Origin of the sequence: Micromonospora sp. NPDC049301, from assembly GCF_040678715.1 — a bacterium.
GTDB lineage: Bacteria > Actinomycetota > Actinomycetes > Mycobacteriales > Micromonosporaceae > Micromonospora.
Map to the genome: position 1 here is coordinate 335,013 of NZ_JBFAQO010000006.1, position 19,767 is coordinate 354,779.

Below are 19,767 nucleotides of genomic sequence, written 5' to 3' on the forward strand. Positions count from 1 at the left end.
GGTTGACCGCGGTCGACCCGCGGCATGCGTGCCGATCAGCCAGCCTTCCCGGCTGTGTCGTGCACAGCCAGCCGTCCCTTCCCTGCGGGGGGCCCTGTCCCGGGCCCCCCGCGCCCTGTCTACGGCCCCTTTCAGGCGGCGCGCAGGAGGTCGGCGGCCCGCTCGGGGGAGATGTCGTTGATGAAGACACCCATCCCGGACTCGGAGCCCGCCAGGTACTTCAACTTGTCCTTGGCCCGCCGGATGCTGAACAGCTGAAGGTGCAGGTGGCCCAGCTCGCGGTCGACCCGTACCGGCGCCTGGTGCCATGCCGCGATGTACGGCATCGGCATGTCGAACAGCCCGTCGAAGCGGCGCAGCAGATCCAGGTAGAGCGGCCCGAAGGCGTCCCGCTCGCTGTCGCTGAGCGCCGGGATGTCCGGCACGACACGGCGCGGCGCCACGTGCACCTCGAACGGCCAGCGGGCAGCGGCCGGCACGAACGCCGTCCAGTGCTCGTTCTCGACGACCACCCGGTCGCCGGCGGCGCGCTCGGCGGCCAACATGTCCGCGTAGAGGTTGCCTCCGCCGGTCCGCTCCGCGTGCCGGCGGGCGGCGGCCAGCAGCGCCCGGGTGCGCGGCGTCACGAAGGGGTACGCGTAGATCTGCCCGTGCGGGTGGTGCAGCGTGACACCGATCTCGACGCCCCGGTTCTCGAAGCAGAACACCTGCTCCACGCCGGGCAGTTCGCCGAGCACCTCGGTCCGGTCGGCGAGCGCGTCCAGCACGGTGCGGACCCGCCGCGGGGGGAGGCTCGCGAAGGAGGCGTTGTGATCGGAGGTGAAGCACACGACCTCGCACCGGCCAAGGCCCGGCCGGACCGGCGTGAACGGGGTGATCTCCCCGGGCTCGTCGGCCACCCGGCCGCTCAGCGACGGGAAGCGGTTCTCGAAGACCACCACGTCGTAGTCGGGGGCCGGGATCTCGGTCAGGCGGTCGCCCACCGACGGGTCGAGCGGGCACTCGTTCGCCGGCGGGAGGAAGGTGCGGGTCTGCCGGTGCACGGCGACCGCCACCCACTCGTCGGTCAGCGGGTCGTAACGCAGTTGCGACGCGGGGGGTGGCGGCGGCAGGTCCCGGCGGTCCGGCTGGTCGCGTACGGCGTCGTCGCGCTCGTCGAAGTAGATCAGCTCCCGGCCGTCGGCCAGGTCGATCGCGGTGCGCTTCACGGCGCCGTCCCCTCACTCGTCGGCGTGCGCGTCACGCGGCCCGCCCCCGTTGCCTTCACGATGATCAATTCGCCCACCTGTTCCCCGAGTACCCGACGCGCGGGCGGAGGCAACCGGTCGTCGCTCACCAGGACGTGCGCCGCGGCCAGCTCGACGATCGACGAGATGCCGACCGTGCCCCACTTGGTGTGGTCGGCGAGCACCACCAGCCGGTCCGCCGCCGCGACCAGTGCCCGGTCGGTCTCCGCCTCCATCAGGTTCGGCGTGGTGAAACCGGCCCGCTCGCTGATGCCGTGCACCCCGAGGAAGAGCAGATCCAGGTGCAACGCCCGGACGGCGCCCACCGCGAGGGGGCCGACCAGCGCGTCCGAGGGCGTGCGTACGCCGCCGGTGAGCACCACCGTCTGGTCCGGCCGACCGCCGGCGTGCAGGATCTCGGCCACCGGGAGCGAATTGGTCACCACGGTCAGGCCGGGCACGTCCACCAGCCTCCGGGCCAGCTCGGCGGTGGTGGTGCCGGCGGAGAGCGCGACCGCGGCACCCGGCCGGACCAGCTGAGCCGCCCGGTCCGCGATGGCGGCCTTCTCCGGCAGCTGGCGGACCGACTTGGCGTGGAAGCCCGGCTCGTCGGTCGAGCTGGGGCCGGCCGCCGTGGCGCCGCCGTGCACCTTGGCCAGCAGGCCGCGTTCGTGCAACGCCTCCAGGTCGCGCCGGATGGTCATGTCGGAGACGCCCAACTCGGTGGCCAACTCGGTCACCCGGACGCCGCCCGCCGACCGGACCCGCTCCAGGATGGCCGCCTGCCGCTGTTGAGCGAGCATCCTCCGTGCCTCCCGGGGGTCCACGTACTCTCACGCGGTCAAACGTGTTCCAACAAAGATGAACACTAGCGCGTAGCCGGGAGCTGTGGAAGGAACGGGGGTGTGGCGTCGCCTCAGGCGGACGGGATCTTCATCTCCACCCAGCCGGTGTCGGTCAGGTGGTCCAGCAGGACCTGCACCGCCTCCGGCACGCTCAGATCGGTGGTGTCCACCACCAGGTCGGCGTCCGTCGGCTCCTCGTACGGGTCGTCGATGCCGGTCATGCCGGTGAGCAGGCCGGCCCGGGCCCGCGCGTACAGGCCCTTGCGGTCCCGCCGCTCGCACACCTCCAACGGGGTGGCGACGTGCACCAGCACGAAACCGGCCCCCGCGGCCAGGGCCATCTCCCGGGCGGTGGCGCGGGCCGCCGCGTACGGGGCGATCGGGCAGCAGATGCCCACCCCGTGATGCCGCGCGATCTCGGCTGCCACCCAGCCGATCCGCCGGACGTTGAGATCCCGGTCGGTCTTGCTGAAGCCCAGCCCGGCGGAGAGCTCCCGACGCACGACGTCCCCGTCGAGCAGGGTCACCGTGCGGTCGCCGCTCTCGCGCAACGCGTCCGCCAGGCCACGGGCGATGGTCGACTTGCCGGAGCCGGAGAGACCGGTCAGGAAGACCACGAGACCCCGGTGCCGGCGCGGCGGTCGGGCCCGGGCCAGCTCCTTCGCCACCGCGGGCGGGGTGTGCCACTCCGGCAGCGGGAAACCCCGGTCCAGCAGGTCGTCGATCTCCTCCTGGGTCAGCGCGAGGCGACGGTTGCGCGGCGGGATGTCCTCCCGCCAGCGCCACTGCCCGTCCCGGTTGTCGTACGCCAGCTCGCGCGGCACCAGCACCCGCAGCCCGGCGCCGGAGAGCATCTCCCCGGTGGAGAGCAGGTGGGTGACCCCGTACGCGGCCGAGACCCGGGCGCGCAGCAGCGCGTCGGCGATCTCCTCCCGTCGGTGCGACAGCGGCACCGCGACCAGGGTGGCCGGCGGCATCCGGTCCCGGGCGGCGAAGACGCTGCGCACCAGAGCCTCCGGCGGGAGCCCGGCGACGCCACCCTCACCGACCGGAATCAGCACCAGCAGGTGCGCGGCCAGGGTGCGCGCGGCGTGGGCGATCTGGGCGAGCTGCGGCCGGTGCAGTGGCCGGTCGGCGATCACACCGAGCACCCGACCCGGCGGCAGCAGCGCGCGGACCTCCTCCGGGCTGCGGCGCAGCCGCTGGAAGGGGCCGTGGCCACCGTCGCCCAGCCGTCGGACCTGGCCGCCGACCCCGGCCACGCCCTCGCGCACCGGCCAGACGTCCGCCACGTCCAGGGCGGCCACCGGCGCGCCCTCGCCGTCGGTCAGCACCAGCGCCCGGCGGGCCGGGTCACGCGGATCGAACCCCGTGGCCAGCGCGGCGGGCAGTTGGAGGGTGACCGCGACCTGCCACGGCGTGCCGTCGGCCAGCCGGCCGCGCCGGCTGACCGAGACCAGGTCGGCGCGGGTCATGAAGCCGGTCAGAGGGGTGTACGCGCCGGTCAGCAGCAGCTCAAGATCTGCCAGCTCGCCGGGACGCGGCGTGTACGCCGGCGCGTCCCGGAGCACCTCGTCGGGCAGCACCCAGCCGTTGCTCATCCACACCCCCCACTCGCTGACCGGCACACAGTTTCGCAGCCGACCGCCGATCGGTCGAGGCCGCCACTCCACGACCAGGGCGGGCGGATCAGCGGCGGATGCGGCGACCCACCGCCGACCGCAGCATGTTCCAGATCTTCCGCTCGTCCCGGATCCGGGGCGGCGCGCCGTCGGCCCGGCAGATGAACAGGAACGGGAGTCGAGCGTCCTCGGTCCAGCCGGCGTTGGTGATCCGTGCCTTGAGGAACCAGCTGCCCCGGGTCCGGCCGCCGTTGAGTGCGCCGAAGTCGATCGTGGTGGTGGCCCGGTGCACCAGGTGGACGGGGTCCGTCCCGGTCGGTTCGCCGACCCGCTCGATCCGGAAGGTCACCGGCAGGAAGATCTCGTCTCCGGTCTCCCGGCGCCGGGCGACCACGTCCAGTCGTGCCTTACGAACCTGCGCGGTGGAGTCGAGCACCTCGGGGGCGATGTCGTCGACCGGGAGCACCAGCACGTCCCGGCCGTTGTCGCTGCGGAAGCCGATCGGCTGGTCCGCGCTGCGCAGCTCGGCGACGACGCTCACGGTGACGGTCCGGTCGTCCACCTGGAACTCGTCCACCCTGCCGTGCCCGGCGATGCCCGCCTCCCAGCGGGCCAGGCGGCGCAGGTCCGCGAAGCGGCCCCGCTCGGTCAGGTACGCCACGGCCCGTTGCAGGGGCGGCAGGCCGGCGGCGACGCCCGGGGCGAACCGGTCCTGGATGATCTTCTGGGACTCCAGGGCGACCTGCTCCAGCCAGTCCTCGGGGACGTCCAGCAGCCGTTTCCCCCGCAGCCGGTTGATCATCTCGTTGCGCAGCCAACGCCGGTGCAGCCGGTCCCGCAGCGGGCCCGGCTCGGTGTTGGCGTCCACGATGTCCAGGGCGTCGCGCACGCTCTCGAAGTAGCCCGACGGCTCCAGCAGAGCCGCGGTCACGTTGCGCGCGTCGCCCCGCTGCGCGTGGTGGTAGCAGGTGTAGTCGGACAGCACGCAGGTGCGCCGGGACAGGAAGTAGGCCCGCACGACCACCGAGTGGTCCTCCAGCCGCCGCTTTCCGCCCTCCGGGAACCGCAGCCCGTGCTCGTTGAGGAACGACCGGCGGAACAGCTTGTGGCACGTCAGGCTGTCGATCAGCGGGGCGTTCTCGAGCGTCGCGTCGAAGCGGTTCTTGCGGAACAGCTCCCGCGGCACGCCGCGACCGTGCCCGGCCATCTTCCCGATCACCAGGTCGGCGTCGTACGTGTTCGCGCAGTCGTAGAGCCGCTCCAGCGCCTGGTCGGCGAACCAGTCGTCGTCGTCGGCGAAGAAGACGTACTCGCCGCGGGCCCGCTCGATGCCGAGGTTGCGCGGGCGTGACGGCCAGCCCGAGTTCTCGATGTGCAGCACGTGGATGTGCGGGTGCGCGGCCGCCAGCCGATCCAACCGTTTACCCGTGCCGTCGGTCGAGCCGTCGTCGACGAAGATCACTTCGAATTCGTCGGCAGGCAGCGACTGGCGCAGCAGCGAGGCCGCGAGCTTCTCGATGTGCGAACCGCAGTTGTACGCGGGCACGACGACGCTCACCTTGGGGACGCCCACCTCGACCATCAAAGATCCTCCCGCGTCGGCGGTCGCATATCGCCCGGAGCACTGCCCGGTGAACGGGAAGTGAATGGTGCCACCCGGACCGGACCTTTCCGGCAGCGGGGTCGGGCCGAACGCGGGACCGGCGCAAACGTCGCCCGCACCCGTAACGCACCCTAGGGGTAGGCGGCCACGAGGATCAGGGGAGCGCCGGGGGCGCGCCGGTGTCCGTGGTGCGTATCGACTCCCTACGCTGGGCACTGTGACACTGATCGCGACCCAGTCGCTCACCAAGACGTACGGAGGTCGGGTCACCGCGCTCGCCGACCTCACCGTCGCCGTCGAGCCGGGGATCATCGGCCTGGTGGGCGCGAACGGCGCCGGCAAATCCACCTTGATCAAGATCCTGCTCGGCCTGATCGCCCCGACCAGCGGTCAGGTCTCCGTGCTCGGCATCGACCCGACCGCCGACCCCGCGGCGGTCCGCGCGCGGGTCGGCTACATGCCCGAGCACGACTGCCTCCCGCCGGACCTGTCCGCCGCCGAGCTGGTCACCCACCTCGGCCGGATGAGCGGCCTGCCGCGCACCGCGGCCCGCGAGCGGGCGTCCGAGGCGCTGCGGCACGTCGGGCTCTACGAGGAGCGCTACCGTCCCGTCGGCGGCTACTCCACCGGCATGAAGCAGCGGGTCAAGCTGGCCCAGGCGCTGGTGCACGACCCCGACCTGCTGCTGCTCGACGAGCCGACCAACGGCCTCGACCCGGCCGGCCGGGACGCCATGCTGGCGCTGGTGCACCGCATCGGCACCGAGTTCGGCATCTCCGTGCTGGTCTGCTCGCACCTGCTCGGCGAGGTGGAGCGCATCTGCGACACGCTGATCGCCATCGACGGCGGCCGGTTGCTGCGCGCCGACCACATCTCCGCGATGACCTCTGCCACCGACGTGCTCGCCGTGGAGGTCAGCGAGGGCACCGAGGAGCTCGCCGCCCGGCTCACCGCACTCGACCTGCCGGTGGCGCGGGACGGCCGGCTGCTGCTCGTGCCGCTCGCCGACGACAGCACCTACGACCTGATCCTCGGCGCGGTCGCCGAGCTGGACCTACCGCTGCACCGACTGGACCAGCGCCGGCACCGGGTGGCCGAACTCTTCGCCACGAGGGAGCTCACCCATGCCTGAGCCGTCAACCGCCGCCGTGCGCTCCACGCCGACCGGCGTCATCCACGACATCGGCTACCAGCGCTACCAGGGCCCACGGCTGGGCCGCCGGCACGTCTTCGGCGCGCTCTACCTGCACGGCCTGCGCACCGCGTTCGGGTTCGGGCGCAGCGCCAAGGCCAAGATCTTCCCCTGGCTGGTGGTCGGCATCGTCACCCTGGTCGCGGTGGCCCTGGCCGCCGTACGCAGCCAGATCGGCGAGCCGGTCGCCACGTACGCCCAGTTCGCCGACGCGATGAGCTGGCTGGTCCTCTTCTTCGTGGCGGTGGCCGCGCCGGAGCTGGTCTCGCGGGACCTGCGCAGCGGTGTGCTGCCGCTGTACTTCTCCCGACCGCTGCCGCGCGCCGACTATGCGCTGGCCAAGCTGCTGGCGCTGGTGACCGCGCTCTGGCTGCTGCTCGGTGGGCCCCAGCTCGTGATGTTCCTGGGCGCCGCGTTCACCACCAAGGACGGCCTGAGCGGGGTCTGGAACGAGCTGCTCGACCTGCTGCCGGGGCTGCTCTACGCCGGGCTGTGGGCGGTGGTCTTCGCCTCGGTCGGGCTGCTGGTCGCGTCGCTGACCGGCAAGCGCGCCTTCGCCGCCGGCGGTGTGGTGGCGGTCTTCCTGATGACCACGCCGATCGTCGGCACGCTGAGCATCCTGCCGTCGCGTACGGCCAACGAGCTGGCCGGGCTGGCCTCGCCCTCCACCCTGGTGCAGGGCGTCGGCATGTGGTCGCTGGGCGATCTGCTCGTGGAGGGCGACCAGGGAGGCCCGTCGATCGGCGGCTTCGGCCCGGTCTACGCCCTGGCCGCGCTGCTGCTGGTCGCCGGCGCGACCGCCCTCCTGCTGGCCCGCTACCGGAAGGTCGCCTCCTGATGAGCACGCTGAGCCTGACCGGGGTGTCCCGGTGGTACGGCAACGTGGTCGCGGTCAACGACATCAGCATGTCCCTCGGTCCGGGGGTGACCGGGCTGCTCGGCCCGAACGGCGCCGGCAAGACCACGCTGCTGCACATGATGGCCGGGTTCCTGTCCCCGTCGCGGGGCACGGTGACGCTCGACGACGAGCCGACCTGGCGCAACCCCGGCGTCTACCGCCGGTTGGGGCTGGTCAGTGAGCGCGAGGCGGTGCAGGGCTTCCTCACCGCGTACGAGTTCGTGCTGGCCAGCGCCAAGCTGCACCGGTTGGCCGATCCGGCGGCGGCGGCCCGACGGGCGATCGACCTGGTGGAGTTGGAGTCCGCGCAGGACCGCCGGATCGGCACGTACTCCAAGGGCATGCGGCAGCGGGCCCGGGTGGCCGCCGCGCTGGTGCACGACCCGCAGGTGCTGCTGCTCGACGAGCCGTTCAACGGGATGGACCCGCGCCAGCGGCTGCACATGATGCAACTGCTGCACACCCTGGGCGACGCCGGCCGGACGATCCTGTTCAGCTCGCACATCCTGGAGGAGGTCGAGCAGGTCTCCGGGACGGTGCAGGTGATGGTGGCGGGCCGGCTGGCCGCCTCCGGTGACTTCCGGACCATCCGCCGGCTGATGACCAACCGTCCGCACGTCTTCGCGGTGCGCTCCACCGACGACCGGGCGCTGGCCGTCGCGTTGATCGCCGAGCCGTCGGTGAGCGGCGTGGAGCTGGATCGCACCGGCCTGACGGTGCGCGCCGGCGACTACGGTGCCTTCACCCGGGCGCTGCCCCGGATCGCACTGACCCGGGGCATCCGGGTGCGCCAGCTGGTGCCGTCCGACGAGTCCCTGGAGAGCGTCTTCTCCTACCTGGTGGAGGCCTGACATGTCGACCATTACCTGGATCACCGCGCGCGGGCTGTTCGGCCGGCGGCGGTTCCTGCTGCTGCTCCCACTGCCGCTGGTGCTGCTCGGGCTGGCGGTGCTCTGCCGGTCGCTGGGCGTGGACCCGGGCGAGTGGGGCCCGCCGGTGCTGGTCGGCCTCGGGCTGGCGGTGGTGCTGCCGGTGGTGGCGCTGATCATCGGCACCGGTGTGCTGGGCGCCGAGATCGACGACGGCACGGTGGTGCACATCCTGACCAAGCCGTTGCCGCGCTGGCAGATCGTCCTGCCGAAGCTCGCGGTGGCCGCCGGGGTCAGCGCCGCCACCGTCGCCCTGCCGCTCTACGTGGCGGGCGTGCTGGCCGAATCGGTACGCCTCGGCCTGGCGCTGGCCGCCGCGGCGACGCTCGGCGCGCTGGCGTACTCGGCGCTGTTCCTCGCGCTCAGCCTGGTCACCCGGCGGCCGGTGCTCCTCGGCCTGGTCTATGTGCTGATCTGGGAGGGGCTGCTGGGCAACTTCGTCAGCGGCACCAAGGTGCTCTCCATCCAGCAGTACGTGATCGCCCTCGCCGACCGGCTCGCCCCCACCGGGCTGCTGGAGACCACGGTGTCCGTGCCGGTGGCGTCGGTGATGACCGCGCTGGTCAGCGTCGGTTTCACCGTGCTGGCCATCGACCGCCTGCGCTCGTTCAGCGTGGCCGGCGAGACGAGCTGAGGCTGGTGGGAGGCGGTGTTCCGGCCAGCCACCGCCGGGCGGTAGGGCTGGCCAGATGGACCGGAAGGGGCGCCGCGGGCCAGGCTGGTGGGCGTGAGCGTCGAAGCGGAGCGAATGTCGTTGGCTGAGCCGTACTCGCGGAGCAGCCGGCCCTGGTTGACCAGCCTGGCGGTCGCCGGGCTGGCCTGCGCCACGGTCGCGACGGCCGCGCAGGGCAGCGGACGGTTCCACTGGTGGGCCGGTTTCATCCTGATTCCGGCCGCGCTGATCGCGGCCAGCGGCGGGCCGTTGCTGGCCCGGGGCGGCGGCCGCGCCTTCGCCGGATACGTCATCGCCTGCGTCGGCACGCTGGTGTTCGCGGTGGGCGCGCTGCTGATGTTCGGCGTGATGGGCCGGGGCTGGCCGACGCTGGTGGTGCTGCCCTGCCTGGCGGTCGCCGGCACCTACCTGTGGCGGGCCGCCCACCCGCTGGCCCGTGGCCTGCACCGGGCGGTCGCCCTGCTCGCGCTCACCGGCGCGCTGCTCGGCCTGACCCTGCAACTGATCCGGGTGGAACTGATCCACCTGGAGACCGGCTGGTGGGGCGCGTTCCTGATGCTGGCCGGGGTGATCGTGCTCGGCAACGCCGTCGAGCTGACCCGGCACCGGATGCCGTACCGGCTCCAGGCGATCACCCTGCTGGTCGGGCCGGCGGTGGTCTCGTTCCTGCTCGGCCTGCGCTTCCTGCGCGGCTGGTGACCGGTGCGGAAGGCGCCCTCCCTGCGAAGGGCACCCTCCGCGCCGGTCAGAAGGCGCAGGCGATGACGAGCTCCGGGGTGCGGTCGGGGAGCAGATCGAGCTTGCCGATCCGGCCGGCCGCGCGCAGGTCGTCGGCGACCAGGGTGAGCTGCTCCAGCAGCGCCGCCGGGCCGAGCGCCTCGGCCAGCGGCACCTCCGCCTTCATCGACAGCTTCCGCTCCGACTTGGCCCGCCGCACCTGGCTCAGCGCGTCGCCGGCCAGCCGCAGCAGCGCCGGTTCACCCGTCCCCTCCATCGCGCGGGTCACCTCGTACGTGGTGGGCCACGGCGCCCGGTGCACCGAGCCGTACCGCCACCAGGACCAGACCTCCTCGGTGACGTACGGCAGGACCGGGGCGAACAGCCGCAGCTGCACCGACAGCGCCGAGGCCAGCGCCGCCCGGGCCGAGTCGGCCGCCGCTCCGGTGCCGTACGCGCGTTCCTTGACCAGCTCGATGTAGTCGTCGCAGAACCGCCAGAAGAACGCCTCGGTGGCCTGCAACGCGGCCGTGTGGTCGTAGGAGTCGAAGGCGGTGCCGGCGGCGGCGACCACGGTGGCCAGCTCGGCGAGCATCGCCCGGTCCAGTGGAGCGGTCGCCGGGGCGCGCAGCGCGTCCGCCGCGCCCAGCCCGAGCGCGAACTTGGACGCGTTGAGCAGCTTGGTGGCCAGGCGCCGGCCGACCTTGATCTGCGCCGGATCGAACGCCAGGTCCATGCCGGGCTTGCCGCTGGCCGCCCAGTAGCGCACCGCGTCCGAGCCGTGCTGCTCCAACAGCGCCAGCGGGGTGACCACGTTCCCCTTGGACTTGGCCATCTTCTTGCGGTCCGGGTCGAGGATCCAGCCGGAGAGCACCGTGTCCCGCCAGGGCAGCACCCCGTGCTCGAAGTGCGACCGGACCACACTGTCGAAGAGCCAGGTACGGATGATCTCCTGCCCCTGCGGCCGGAGGTCCATCGGGAAGATCCGGGCGAACAGGTCCGGGTCGGTCTCCCAGCCGCCGACGATCTGCGGGGTCAGCGACGAGGTGGCCCAGGTGTCCAGCACGTCCGGGTCGCCGACGAAGCCGCCCGGCCGGCCGCGCTGCGACTCGTCGTGGCCGGGAGGCGGATCGGTGGATGGATCGACCGGCAGCGCGGACTCGTCCGGCGTGAGAGGCTGGGACCAGTCCGGCTCGCCAGCGTCGTCGAGCCGGTACCACACCGGCACCGGCACCCCGAAGAAGCGCTGTCGACTGACCAGCCAGTCCCCGCTGAGGCCGGCCACCCAGTGGTCGTAGCGGTGCTTCATGTGCGCCGGCACCCAGTGCAGCTCGTCGCCCCGGGCCAGCAACGTCGCCCGCAGGTCGTCGTCCCGGCCGCCGTTGCGCACGTACCACTGCCGGGTCGAAACGATCTCCAATGGCCGGTCGCCACGCTCGTAGAACTTGACCGGGTGGGTGATCGGTCGCGGCTCACCGATCAGGTCGCCCGCGTCGGCGAGCATTCCGACGATCTCCCGGCGGGCGCCGTTGACGGTCTGCCCGGCCAGTGCCGCGTAGGGCTGCGCCGGCACCCCGGCCGGCGGCTCGGGAAGCAGCCGGCCGTCCCGGCCGATCACCACCCGGGTGTCCAACCGAAGTTCCCGCCACCAGGTCACGTCGGTCAGGTCGCCGAAGGTGCAGACCATCGCGACGCCGGTGCCCTTGGCCGGGTCGGCCAGCGGATGCGCGTACACCGGCACCTCGACGCCGAACAGCGGGCTGCGCACCGTGGCGCCCACCAGCTCGGCGTACCGCTCGTCGTCGGGGTGGCAGACCAGCGCCACGCAGGCCGGCAGCAGCTCGGGCCGGGTGGTGTCGATGAGCACCTCCCGCCCGTCCGGCCCGGTGAACCGCAGCCGGTGGTAGGCGCCGGGCCGCTCCCGGTCCTCCAGCTCGGCCTGGGCGACCGCGGTGCCGAAGCCGACGTCCCACAGCGTCGGCGCCTCCGCCTGGTACGCCTCGCCCCGGTGCAGGTTGCGCAGGAACGCCCGCTGGCTGGTCGCCCGAGCCACCCGGCCGATCGTGGTGTACGTCAGCGACCAGTCCACGGAGAGCCCGAGCCGCCGCCAGAGCGCCTCGAAGACCTGCTCGTCGGTGACCGTCAGCCGCTCGCACAGCTCGATGAAGTTGCGCCGTGAGATCGGGGTGGGGTCGCGGCGTGCCGCGTCGTCGACCGGGGTCGCCGGTGGCCGCCACACCGGGTCGTACGGCAGCGCCGGGTCGCACCGCACCCCGTACACGTTCTGCACCCGGCGCTCGGTGGGCAGGCCGTTGTCGTCCCAGCCCATCGGATAGAAGACCGCCTTGCCGCGCATCCGCTGGTAGCGCGCGACGGTGTCGGTGTGCGTGTACGAGAAGACGTGTCCCATGTGCAGCTCGCCCGATACGGTCGGCGGCGGGGTGTCGATGGAGTACACGTCGACACGCCTCTTCGAGCGGTCGAACGCGTACGTGCCCTCCTCCTGCCAGCGGCGCGCCCAGCTCTCCTCGAGCCCGTCCAGACTCGGACGCTCGGGGACACCGGCGCGGGCCGTCCTCGCCGTTTCGGTCATCCTGCGATCGTAGGCACCACCCAGGGGGCGGGCCACGTAGTTGCGCCCAACACCCCGCCGGGACGGGGAGAGCGATGCGGCCGTGCGCCTAGACCAGCGATTCGCGCCACTGGCGATGCAGTGCGGCGTACCGTCCGCCGGCCTCGGCCAGCACCGCGGGCGGACCGTCCTCGACGACCCGCCCGCCGTCGAGGACGAGCACCCGGTCGGCGGTCTCCACGGTGGAGAGTCGGTGCGCGATCACCAGTGCGGTCCGGTCCCGCAGGATGGTGCCGAGCGCCCGCTGCACCAGCCGTTCGGTCGGCACGTCCAGCGAGGACGTCGCCTCGTCCAGGATCAGGACGGTCGGGTCGGCCAGGAACGCCCGGGCGAATGCGACCAGCTGCCGCTGCCCGGCGGAGAGCCGGCCGCCGCGCCGGTGCACCTGGGTGGAGTACCCGTCGGGCAGCGCAGCGATGAACTCGTGCGCGCCGATCGACCGGGCGGCGGCCTGCACCGCGGCGTCGTCGGCGTCCGGCCGGCCGAACCGGATGTTCTCCGCCACGGTGCCGCTGAACAGGTGGTTCTCCTGGGTCACCAGCACCACCGCGCGGCGCAGGTCGGCGTCGCTGACCTCGCGCAGGTCGATCCCGTCCAGCCGCACCGTGCCGGCGTCCGGGTCGTGGAACCGGGCGACCAGCTTGGCGATGGTCGACTTGCCCGCGCCGGTCGGCCCGATCAGCGCGACGGTCTGGCCGGCCGGCACGGTCAACTCCAGGCCGGAGAGGATCGGCGTGTCCGCGCGATAGCCGAAGGAGACCGCCCGGAAGGTCAGCTCGCCGCGGCCCGCGCCGGTCGGCAGCGGCACCGGCCGGGCCGGCTCGGCGACCCCGGGTCGCTCGTCCAGCACCCCGGCCAGCTTCTCCAGGGCGGCGGTGGCCGACTGGAGCGAGTTGTAGAACTGGCTGAGCTCCTGCATCGGTTCGAAGAAGCGACGCAGGTAGAGCAGGAACGCGGCGAGCACGCCGACCTCGGTCCGCCCGCCGAGCACCCGCCAGCCGCCGTAGCAGAGCACCATCGCCACCGTGACGTTGCCGATCAGCTTGATCGCCGGGGAGTACGTGGCGATGAGCCGGAACGCGTGCAGGCTGGTGCGCCGGTAGTCGTCGCCGAGGGCCACGAAGATGCGCTGGTTCCGCGGCTCCCGGCGGAACGCCTGCACCGCCCGGATGCCCCGCATCGACTCGACGAAGTGCACGATGACCAGCGCCACCGCCTCCCGGGTCCGCCGGTACGCGCTCGCCGACGCCCGGGCGAACCAGCGCGAGAGCCAGAACAGGAACGGGAAGGCGAGCAGCGTCCCGGCGGCCAGCGGCAGGTCCAGCCAGAGCAGGATGGCGGCCACCGACAGGATCGACAGCCCGGCCAGCACCAGGCTGTCGATCCCGCCGTCGACCAGCTCGGCGATCGAGTCGAGGTCGCTGGTGAGCCGGGAGACCATCCGGCCGGAGGTGTACCGCTCGTGGAAGCCCACCGACAGCCGCAGGAAGTGCCCGAACACGCGCTGCCGAAGGTCCAGCAGAACGGCCTGGCCGATCCGGGCGGACAGGGCGAGGAAGCCGCGCCGGGCCGCGTACTCGGTCACGGTGGCGGCGGCGAACGCCCCGGCGACCGCGGCCAGCGGACCGGGGTTGCCGGCCCGCAGCGGCGCGATGGCCCGGTCGATGCCGATCATGACCAGGTACGGGCCGGCCATCGCGGCGGCGTTCTGGGCCAGCAGCAGGCCGACCGCGGCGGCGAGTCGCCCCCGGTGCGGGTGGAGCAGGTCGGCCAGGAGCGTCCGGCTGAGCCGACGCAGCCGCGCCACCGCCTCGGGGGTGCTCTCCTCGGCCCGGCTCCGGTCGGCCTCCGGGTCGGTGGCCGTGCCCCGCCAGCGGGTCAGCTCCGGCTCCTCCCCGGGCGGATCGGCCTGCTCGGGCACGCTCACGAGCGCACCAGCCCCCGTCCGTCCGCCGTGGGCGCCGTGGACGCGGCCGGCGCAGCGGCGCCGGCCGGCGGTGGCTGCCCGGCCGGCGGCTCGGCCGCGAGCAGGGCCCGGTAGGCCGGTACGGTCGCCAGCAGCTCGGAGTGCCGGCCGATCGCGGCGATCCGCCCGCTGTCGAGCAGGGCGACCCGGTCGGCCAGCGCGATCGTCGACGGCCGGTGCACCACCAGCAGCGCCGTGCTGTTCCGCAGCACCCGCCGCAGCGCCGCCTCGACCAGCGCCTCGGTGTGCACGTCGAGGGCGGACAGCGGGTCGTCCAGCACCAGCAGCGCCGGGCGACCGAGCACCGCCCGGGCCAGCGCGAGCCGCTGCCGCTGCCCACCGGAGAGGGACAGCCCCTGCTCACCCACCCGGGTGGCCAACCCCCACGGCAGGTCGTACGCGAAGTCGGCCTGAGCCAGCGCCAGCGCGGCGCGCACCTCGTCGTCGCCGGCGTCCGGGCGCCCGAGGGTGAGGTTCTCCCGGACCGACATGGAGAAGAGCGTCGGCTCCTCGAAGGCCACCCCGACCAGTCGGCGCAGCGAGTCGAGCCGCAGCTCACGCAGGTCGTGCCCGTCCAGGGTGATCCGGCCGCCGGTCACCTCGTGCAGCCGGGGCACCAGGGAGAGCAGGGTGCTCTTGCCGCTGCCGGTGGCGCCGACCAGGGCCAGCGTCTCGCCCGGCTCGACGGTGAGGTCGATCTCGCGCAGCACCGGCGTCGTGGTGCCCGGGTAGCGGAACGCGACCCGTTCGAAGCGGAGTCGACCGTGGACCGCGTCGCGGGGCAGGGCGAGCGCCCCGGGGGCGTCCGTGATCTGCGGCGGGGTGTCCAGCACCTCCTGGATCCGGTCGGCGGCGGTGGCCGCCTCCTGGCCGTTGGCGATGATCCAGCCCAGTGACTGCACCGGCCAGATGAGCATCAGTTGGAGGCTGACGAACGCGACCAGCTCGCCGATGGTGAGCGCGCCCCGCGCGGCGGCGGCCGCCCCGGCCACCAGCACCACACCCAGGGTCAGGTTGGGCACCAGGTCGAGCAGTGCCGCCGTGTTGGCCAGAAGTCGACCCTTGCCCACGCCGGTGTCGTGCAGCGTCCGAGCCCCGCCGGCGAAGCGGGCGGCCAGCTCGGGCCCCCGGCCGTACGCCTTCATGGTGCGCAGACCCTGCGCGGTCTCCTCGACAAGCGTCGCCACGTCGCCCTGCTGGTCCTGCATCCGGCGCGACGCGGCGTGGTAGTGCCGACCGAACCGGCGGCTGATCAGCAGCAGGGGCACCGCGCTGGCCGCGACCAGCAGCCCGAGCGCGGGGTGCAGGTGGATCAGCAGCAGCACCACCACCACGTAGGTGGTCAGGTTGAGCACCAGGAAGAAGACGCCGAAGGAGAGGAACCGGCGGATCACCGAGAGGTCGCTGGTGATCCGGGAGAGCAACTGGCCGGACTGCCAGCGGTCGTGGAAGCTGGTCGGCAACCGTTGCAGGTGGGCGTAGACCTCGGCGCGCAGCGCCGCCTCCATGCCCACGGCGGAGGAGGACTGCACCCAGCGGCGGATGAAGATGAGCACCGCCTCGACCACGCCGAGCAGCAGCGCCAGGCCACCGAGCTGGAGCAGGCCGGCGGGATCGCGCCGGGCCACCGGCCCGTCCACCACCCGCTGCACCACAAGCGGTACGGCGATCCCGGCGGCGGTGCCGGCGAGCCCGGCGACCAGTAGCCAGGCGAACTCGGACGCGTACGGGCGCAGGTAGCGGCGCAGCCGCCAGAGGTTGTGCACGGGGTGGACGCCCGCGGCGACCCGGGCGGCCGGGTCGCCGTCGCTCTCCACAGGCACTACCCGACGGTAGCGTCAATAGCTGTCGATGCTTGTGTCAGGTTGTTGTCAACCGCCGCTCATGACCGAGAAGCCACTTCTTCACGTCCAGCCCCCAGCGGTAGCCACCGAGCGTCCCGTCGATACGCAGCACCCGGTGGCAGGGCACGAACAGCGCCACCGCGTTACGGGCGCAGGCGGCCGCCGCGGCCCGCACCGCAGGCGGCCGGCCGGCCAGCGCCGCGTACCGGGTGTAGGTGACCGGGGTGCCCGGCGGGACCTCGCGCAGCACCTGCCAGGCGTGCGCCATGAACTCGCCGCCGCTGCTCTGCCGCACCGGCACCGCGTCGATGGCCGTGAGGTCACCGTCCAGGTAGGACCGTACGGCGACGCTGACCGGGCCGAGGTCGGCCCGCGGTCGCAGCGGCGCCCGCAGGGTGGGGTGGACCAGGGGCAGCAGCGCCGCCGGGTCCGGGGTGAAGCCGGCCGCCCGGACCTCACCGTCCGGACCGGCGAGGATGCTCAGCGGGCCGGTGGGTGTGTTCAGTACGGTGCTGTCGATGCTCATGCCGCTCTCCAGAGTCTGATCGTGGCGTAGGACCGCCAGGGGCGCCAATGTTCGGCGTACGCGTCGAGGGTCTTCGCGGTGTCGGGCAGGCCGAGCGCGGCCGCCCCGCGCCGGATCGCCAGGTCGGTGGGTAGCAGGACGTCCGGGTCGCCGAAGGCGCGCATGGCCAGGTAGCCGGCGGTCCACGGCCCGATGCCGGGCAGTGCCACCAGCCGCCGGACCGTCTCCTCCCGGTCGCCGCCCGGCGCCAGGTCCAGCTCCCCGTCGGCGACGGCCCGCGCCAGCCCGCGTACCGTCTCCCGCCGCCCGACCGGCATCCCGAACCCCTCATCCGGCACCGCCAGCACCTCCTCCGCGCTGGGGAACCCCCGAAGATCCCCCGGCTGGTCACCGCCGGGTCGATCGTGAGGTGGGGTGCGATCTGCGTCCGTCCCGGGACCGACGCGGTCGTGGGCGGCCAGCAGGCGGGTGAGGGTGGTGCGGGCGGAGGTGACCGAGACCTGCTGGCCGATGATGGCGCGGACCGCCAGCTCGAAGCCGTCCACCGCGCGCGGGACCCGGATGCCGGGTTCGGCGGCGACCGCCGGGGCGAGCGCCGGGTCGGCGGCGAGCGTGGCGTCGATGGCGACCGGGTCCGCGTCCAGGTCGAGCAGCCGGCGGCAGCGGGCCACCGCCGGCGCCAGGTCGCGCAGGTCGGCCAGGCGCAGCGTCGCCGCCACGTGCCCGTCCGCCGGGGTCAGCGCCACCTGGCCGGCGCCGTGCGGCAACCGCAACCCCCGGTGGTACGTCCCGTCGCGGACCTCCTCCACCCCGGGCAGCGCCCGCACCGAGAGGAAGTCCAGCAGCGCCCGGGCGTGCAGCGGCGGACGGTACGCCAGCCGGAGCGTGATCGTCCCCGCCCCGACCGGTGCCTGGTGCCGGCCACGGGCCGCCCGCAGCTCGGACGGGGCGATCCCGTACACCTCGCGGACCGTGTCGTTGAACTGCCGCACGCTGCCGAAGCCGGCGGCGAACGCGATCTCGGCCATCCCGAGGCCGGTCGTCTCGATGAGGATCCGGGCGGTCTGCGCCCGCTGGGCCCGGGCCAGCGCGAGCGGTCCGGCGCCCATCTCGGCGCGCAACATCCGGTGCAGGTGCCGCTCGGTGTAGCCGACCCGGGCGGCCAGCCCGGGAACGCCGTCCCGGTCGACCACCCCGTCGGCGATCAGCCGCATCGCCCGGCCGACCACGTCGGCGCGGACGTCCCACTGCGGTGAGCCGGGTGCGGCGTCCGGCCGGCAGCGGCGGCAGGCGCGCAGCCCGGCGCCCTGCGCGGCGGCGGCGGACGGGAAGAAGCGGACGTTCTGCCGCTTGGGGGTCGTCGCGGGACAGGACGGCCGGCAGTAGATCCCGGTCGACGTCACGCCGGTGTAGAACCAGCCGTCGAACCGCTGGTCACGGCTGTCCACGGCCCGGTAGCACCGTTCGAAGTCCATCTCCACGTCACCGATGATGCCCCCCTCGGCGGGCTACCGGCTGGCGGGAATCGGACCTGGCCGTGCGCCCTGCGGGTCCTCGCCAACCGCCGGCTGGCCGGGCGTTCAGCGGCGGCGCCGGTGGGGTTGGCCGGAACGACCGGACCGGGCGGCCCCATCGGCCCGGTCGGTGCGGGCCACCCGGTCGGGCCGGCTGGGTCTGGCGCTGAGCAGGGCCGGCCGGAACACCCCCTCCGGGTCGTACCGTCGCCACAGCCGCCGAACCCGGGCACCGGTCTCACCGGGATAGATCCGGGCGAACGCCGCCGGGTCCGGCCGGCTCTCGAAGTTGACGTACGCGCCGTCCGCCCGGCCGGCGGGGCGCCAGGCGGAGTCCAACGCCGCGCTGCCCTGCGGGGGGAACACCGAGGCGATGACCAGCGTGTTCTGGTGCCGGTGCGGGTAGGCGGTGGCGTCGGGAGCCACGTCGTTGACCGCCCCGCCCAGCGAGCGGAGCTGGATCACCGCCCGCCCCGGCCCGGTGACCGCCCGCATCACCGCTCGCGCACCGGTGTCGCCCAGGTCGGTGAACAGGCCGTTGGTGGTCGTGCCCCGCTGCTGCCCGAGGTTCGGGTGCAGGTGCGCGGTCGGCACCAGCGCCGGATACGGCAGCAGGTCGGTCCGGTGTTCGAGCACCTTCCCGATGGCCAGCAGCGGCTCCACCAGGGGCCGGGCCCGGCGCAGGCTCTCGGCGGCCACCACGGCGGTGACGGACATGAGGGCGGACCGTCCCTCCGCGAACAGGACGGCGGCCGCGGACAGCTCCCGGGGCGCCTGCGCCAGATAGCGCGTCCACTCCCGAACGGTGCGGCCGTCCGGGTGCGCCTCGATGACCAGTTGCGCCACCCCGACGCTGCGCTGCTCGGTGGCCTCGATCTCGAAGGCCACCACGATGCCCGCCCCCGCGCCGGCACCCCGGACCAGCCAGAACAGCTCCGGCTCGTGCTCCGCGTCCGCGCGCACCAGCGTCCCGTCGGCGAGCACCACCTCCACCGCGCGGACGCGGTCGATGGTGAGACCGGAGGAGCGGACCAGCCAGCCGACACCGCCGCCGGTGGCCAGGCCGCCGACGCCGACGTTGCCGTGGTCACCCGAGCTGATGGCCAGGCCGTACGGGGCCAGCGCCGTCGCGACGTTCGCCCAGCGGGCGCCGGCCTCGACCCGGACCAGCCCGGACCGTTCGTCGAGAACCCGCACCCGGTTGAGCATGGACAGGTCGATGACCAGGCCGCCGTTGTTGGAGGAGGCGCCGGAGAGACCATGTCCGCCGCTGCGGACGGCGATCGGCAGCCGCTGCTCCCGCGCGTACCGGATCGCGGCGATCACCTGCGTGGTGTTCTTCGGAAGCAGGACGCCGGCCGGCGACGCGGTGGTGGTGTACGTCGAGCGCAGCTGCGCGTACCGGCGATCTCCAGGGGTGACGATCTGCCCGGTGAGCGAGTCGGGCACCCGGGCCAGGGTTGCCCTCATCGCTGCCCCTCGCGCACCTGCTCGCCGACGACCGGCACGACGGGCGGGTCGAGGCTCAGGCCGGCGGCGGGCCGGTGTCCGTGATCGCTCATGGCCCAAGAGTGGGCGGT

15 protein-coding genes are annotated in these 19,767 nt (G+C 73.6%); 5 read left to right on the forward strand and 10 right to left on the reverse strand.

The features are described 5' to 3' along the window. Positions 1-131: 131 nt before the first annotated feature. The 4 genes from galT to AB0K07_RS20295 all read right to left on the reverse strand — a co-directional run bounded on the left by galT (position 132) and on the right by AB0K07_RS20295 (position 5,275). On the reverse strand, positions 132-1,208 hold the full coding sequence (gene galT, locus AB0K07_RS20280) for a galactose-1-phosphate uridylyltransferase (protein WP_363756948.1): 1,077 nt from the start codon (positions 1,206-1,208) through the stop codon (positions 132-134). Next, entirely contained in the window at positions 1,205-2,029 is an 825-nt protein-coding gene (locus tag AB0K07_RS20285) for a DeoR/GlpR family DNA-binding transcription regulator (protein WP_363756949.1), read from the reverse strand. The genes galT and AB0K07_RS20285 overlap by 4 nt, the downstream gene beginning before the upstream one ends. Before the next feature lie 113 nt (positions 2,030-2,142). Continuing rightward, positions 2,143-3,672, reverse strand: a complete 1,530-nt coding sequence (cysC, locus tag AB0K07_RS20290; RefSeq protein ID WP_363756950.1) for an adenylyl-sulfate kinase — start codon at positions 3,670-3,672, stop codon at positions 2,143-2,145. 88 nt (positions 3,673-3,760) lie between these two features. Continuing rightward, complete coding sequence (locus tag AB0K07_RS20295; RefSeq protein ID WP_363756951.1) at positions 3,761-5,275, reverse strand: glycosyltransferase; 1,515 nt, start codon at positions 5,273-5,275, stop codon at positions 3,761-3,763. 238 nt (positions 5,276-5,513) lie between these two features. Here AB0K07_RS20295 and AB0K07_RS20300 point away from each other — a divergent pair, with 238 nt between their 5' ends. The 5 genes from AB0K07_RS20300 to AB0K07_RS20320 all read left to right on the forward strand — a co-directional run bounded on the left by AB0K07_RS20300 (position 5,514) and on the right by AB0K07_RS20320 (position 9,687). Further along, a complete protein-coding gene (locus AB0K07_RS20300; RefSeq protein ID WP_363756952.1) occupies positions 5,514-6,428 on the forward strand; it encodes an ABC transporter ATP-binding protein in 915 nt (304 codons plus the stop codon). Beyond that, a complete protein-coding gene (locus tag AB0K07_RS20305; protein ID WP_363756953.1) occupies positions 6,421-7,326 on the forward strand; it encodes an ABC transporter permease in 906 nt (301 codons plus the stop codon). The genes AB0K07_RS20300 and AB0K07_RS20305 overlap by 8 nt, the downstream gene beginning before the upstream one ends. After that, entirely contained in the window at positions 7,326-8,237 is a 912-nt protein-coding gene (locus tag AB0K07_RS20310; protein WP_363756954.1) for an ABC transporter ATP-binding protein, read from the forward strand. Before AB0K07_RS20305 ends, AB0K07_RS20310 begins: the two co-directional genes overlap by 1 nt. Before the next feature lies 1 nt (position 8,238). Next, positions 8,239-8,949 carry an ABC transporter permease gene (locus tag AB0K07_RS20315; RefSeq protein ID WP_363756955.1) on the forward strand — a complete coding sequence of 237 codons (711 nt, stop codon included), beginning with the start codon at positions 8,239-8,241 and terminating at the stop codon, positions 8,947-8,949. Between the two features lie 93 nt (positions 8,950-9,042). Further along, the gene (locus tag AB0K07_RS20320; RefSeq protein ID WP_363756956.1) at positions 9,043-9,687 is read left to right on the forward strand and encodes a hypothetical protein; all 645 of its coding nucleotides are present in this window, start codon (positions 9,043-9,045) and stop codon (positions 9,685-9,687) included. A 46-nt stretch (positions 9,688-9,733) separates the two neighbouring features. Here AB0K07_RS20320 and valS read toward each other — a convergent pair whose 3' ends face one another. From valS to AB0K07_RS20350, 6 genes are all read right to left on the reverse strand, one after another. Further along, positions 9,734-12,298 carry a valine--tRNA ligase gene (valS, locus tag AB0K07_RS20325; protein ID WP_363756957.1) on the reverse strand — a complete coding sequence of 855 codons (2,565 nt, stop codon included), beginning with the start codon at positions 12,296-12,298 and terminating at the stop codon, positions 9,734-9,736. 88 nt (positions 12,299-12,386) lie between these two features. Beyond that, the gene (locus AB0K07_RS20330; protein ID WP_363756958.1) at positions 12,387-14,264 is read right to left on the reverse strand and encodes an ABC transporter ATP-binding protein; all 1,878 of its coding nucleotides are present in this window, start codon (positions 14,262-14,264) and stop codon (positions 12,387-12,389) included. Then, on the reverse strand, positions 14,261-16,126 hold the full coding sequence (locus tag AB0K07_RS20335; RefSeq protein WP_363756959.1) for an ABC transporter ATP-binding protein: 1,866 nt from the start codon (positions 16,124-16,126) through the stop codon (positions 14,261-14,263). The genes AB0K07_RS20330 and AB0K07_RS20335 overlap by 4 nt, the downstream gene beginning before the upstream one ends. A 37-nt stretch (positions 16,127-16,163) precedes the next feature. After that, on the reverse strand, positions 16,164-16,673 hold the full coding sequence (locus tag AB0K07_RS20340) for a methylated-DNA--[protein]-cysteine S-methyltransferase (RefSeq protein WP_363756960.1): 510 nt from the start codon (positions 16,671-16,673) through the stop codon (positions 16,164-16,166). Beyond that, on the reverse strand, positions 16,670-18,154 hold the full coding sequence (locus AB0K07_RS20345) for a DNA-3-methyladenine glycosylase 2 family protein (RefSeq protein ID WP_363756961.1): 1,485 nt from the start codon (positions 18,152-18,154) through the stop codon (positions 16,670-16,672). The genes AB0K07_RS20340 and AB0K07_RS20345 overlap by 4 nt, the downstream gene beginning before the upstream one ends. Before the next feature lie 99 nt (positions 18,155-18,253). Further along, positions 18,254-19,657: an FAD-dependent oxidoreductase gene (locus AB0K07_RS20350; protein ID WP_363756962.1), complete on the reverse strand. Its 1,404-nt coding sequence runs from the start codon at positions 19,655-19,657 to the stop codon at positions 18,254-18,256. Positions 19,658-19,767 lie beyond the last annotated feature (110 nt).

Excerpts from the sequence above, each read along its gene's own strand:
- AB0K07_RS20295 (WP_363756951.1), bottom strand. The coding sequence starts at position 5,275 with ATGGTCGAGGTGGGCGTCCCCAAGGTGAGCGTCGTCGTGCCCGCGTAC.
- AB0K07_RS20310 (WP_363756954.1), top strand. The coding sequence starts at position 7,326 with ATGAGCACGCTGAGCCTGACCGGGGTGTCCCGGTGGTACGGCAACGTG.
- valS (WP_363756957.1), bottom strand. The coding sequence starts at position 12,298 with ATGACCGAAACGGCGAGGACGGCCCGCGCCGGTGTCCCCGAGCGTCCG.
- AB0K07_RS20340 (WP_363756960.1), bottom strand. The coding sequence starts at position 16,673 with ATGAGCATCGACAGCACCGTACTGAACACACCCACCGGCCCGCTGAGC.
- AB0K07_RS20285 (WP_363756949.1), bottom strand. The coding sequence starts at position 2,029 with ATGCTCGCTCAACAGCGGCAGGCGGCCATCCTGGAGCGGGTCCGGTCG.
- AB0K07_RS20305 (WP_363756953.1), top strand. The coding sequence starts at position 6,421 with ATGCCTGAGCCGTCAACCGCCGCCGTGCGCTCCACGCCGACCGGCGTC.
- AB0K07_RS20350 (WP_363756962.1), bottom strand. The coding sequence starts at position 19,657 with ATGAGGGCAACCCTGGCCCGGGTGCCCGACTCGCTCACCGGGCAGATC.
- cysC (WP_363756950.1), bottom strand. The coding sequence starts at position 3,672 with ATGAGCAACGGCTGGGTGCTGCCCGACGAGGTGCTCCGGGACGCGCCG.
- AB0K07_RS20315 (WP_363756955.1), top strand. The coding sequence starts at position 8,239 with ATGTCGACCATTACCTGGATCACCGCGCGCGGGCTGTTCGGCCGGCGG.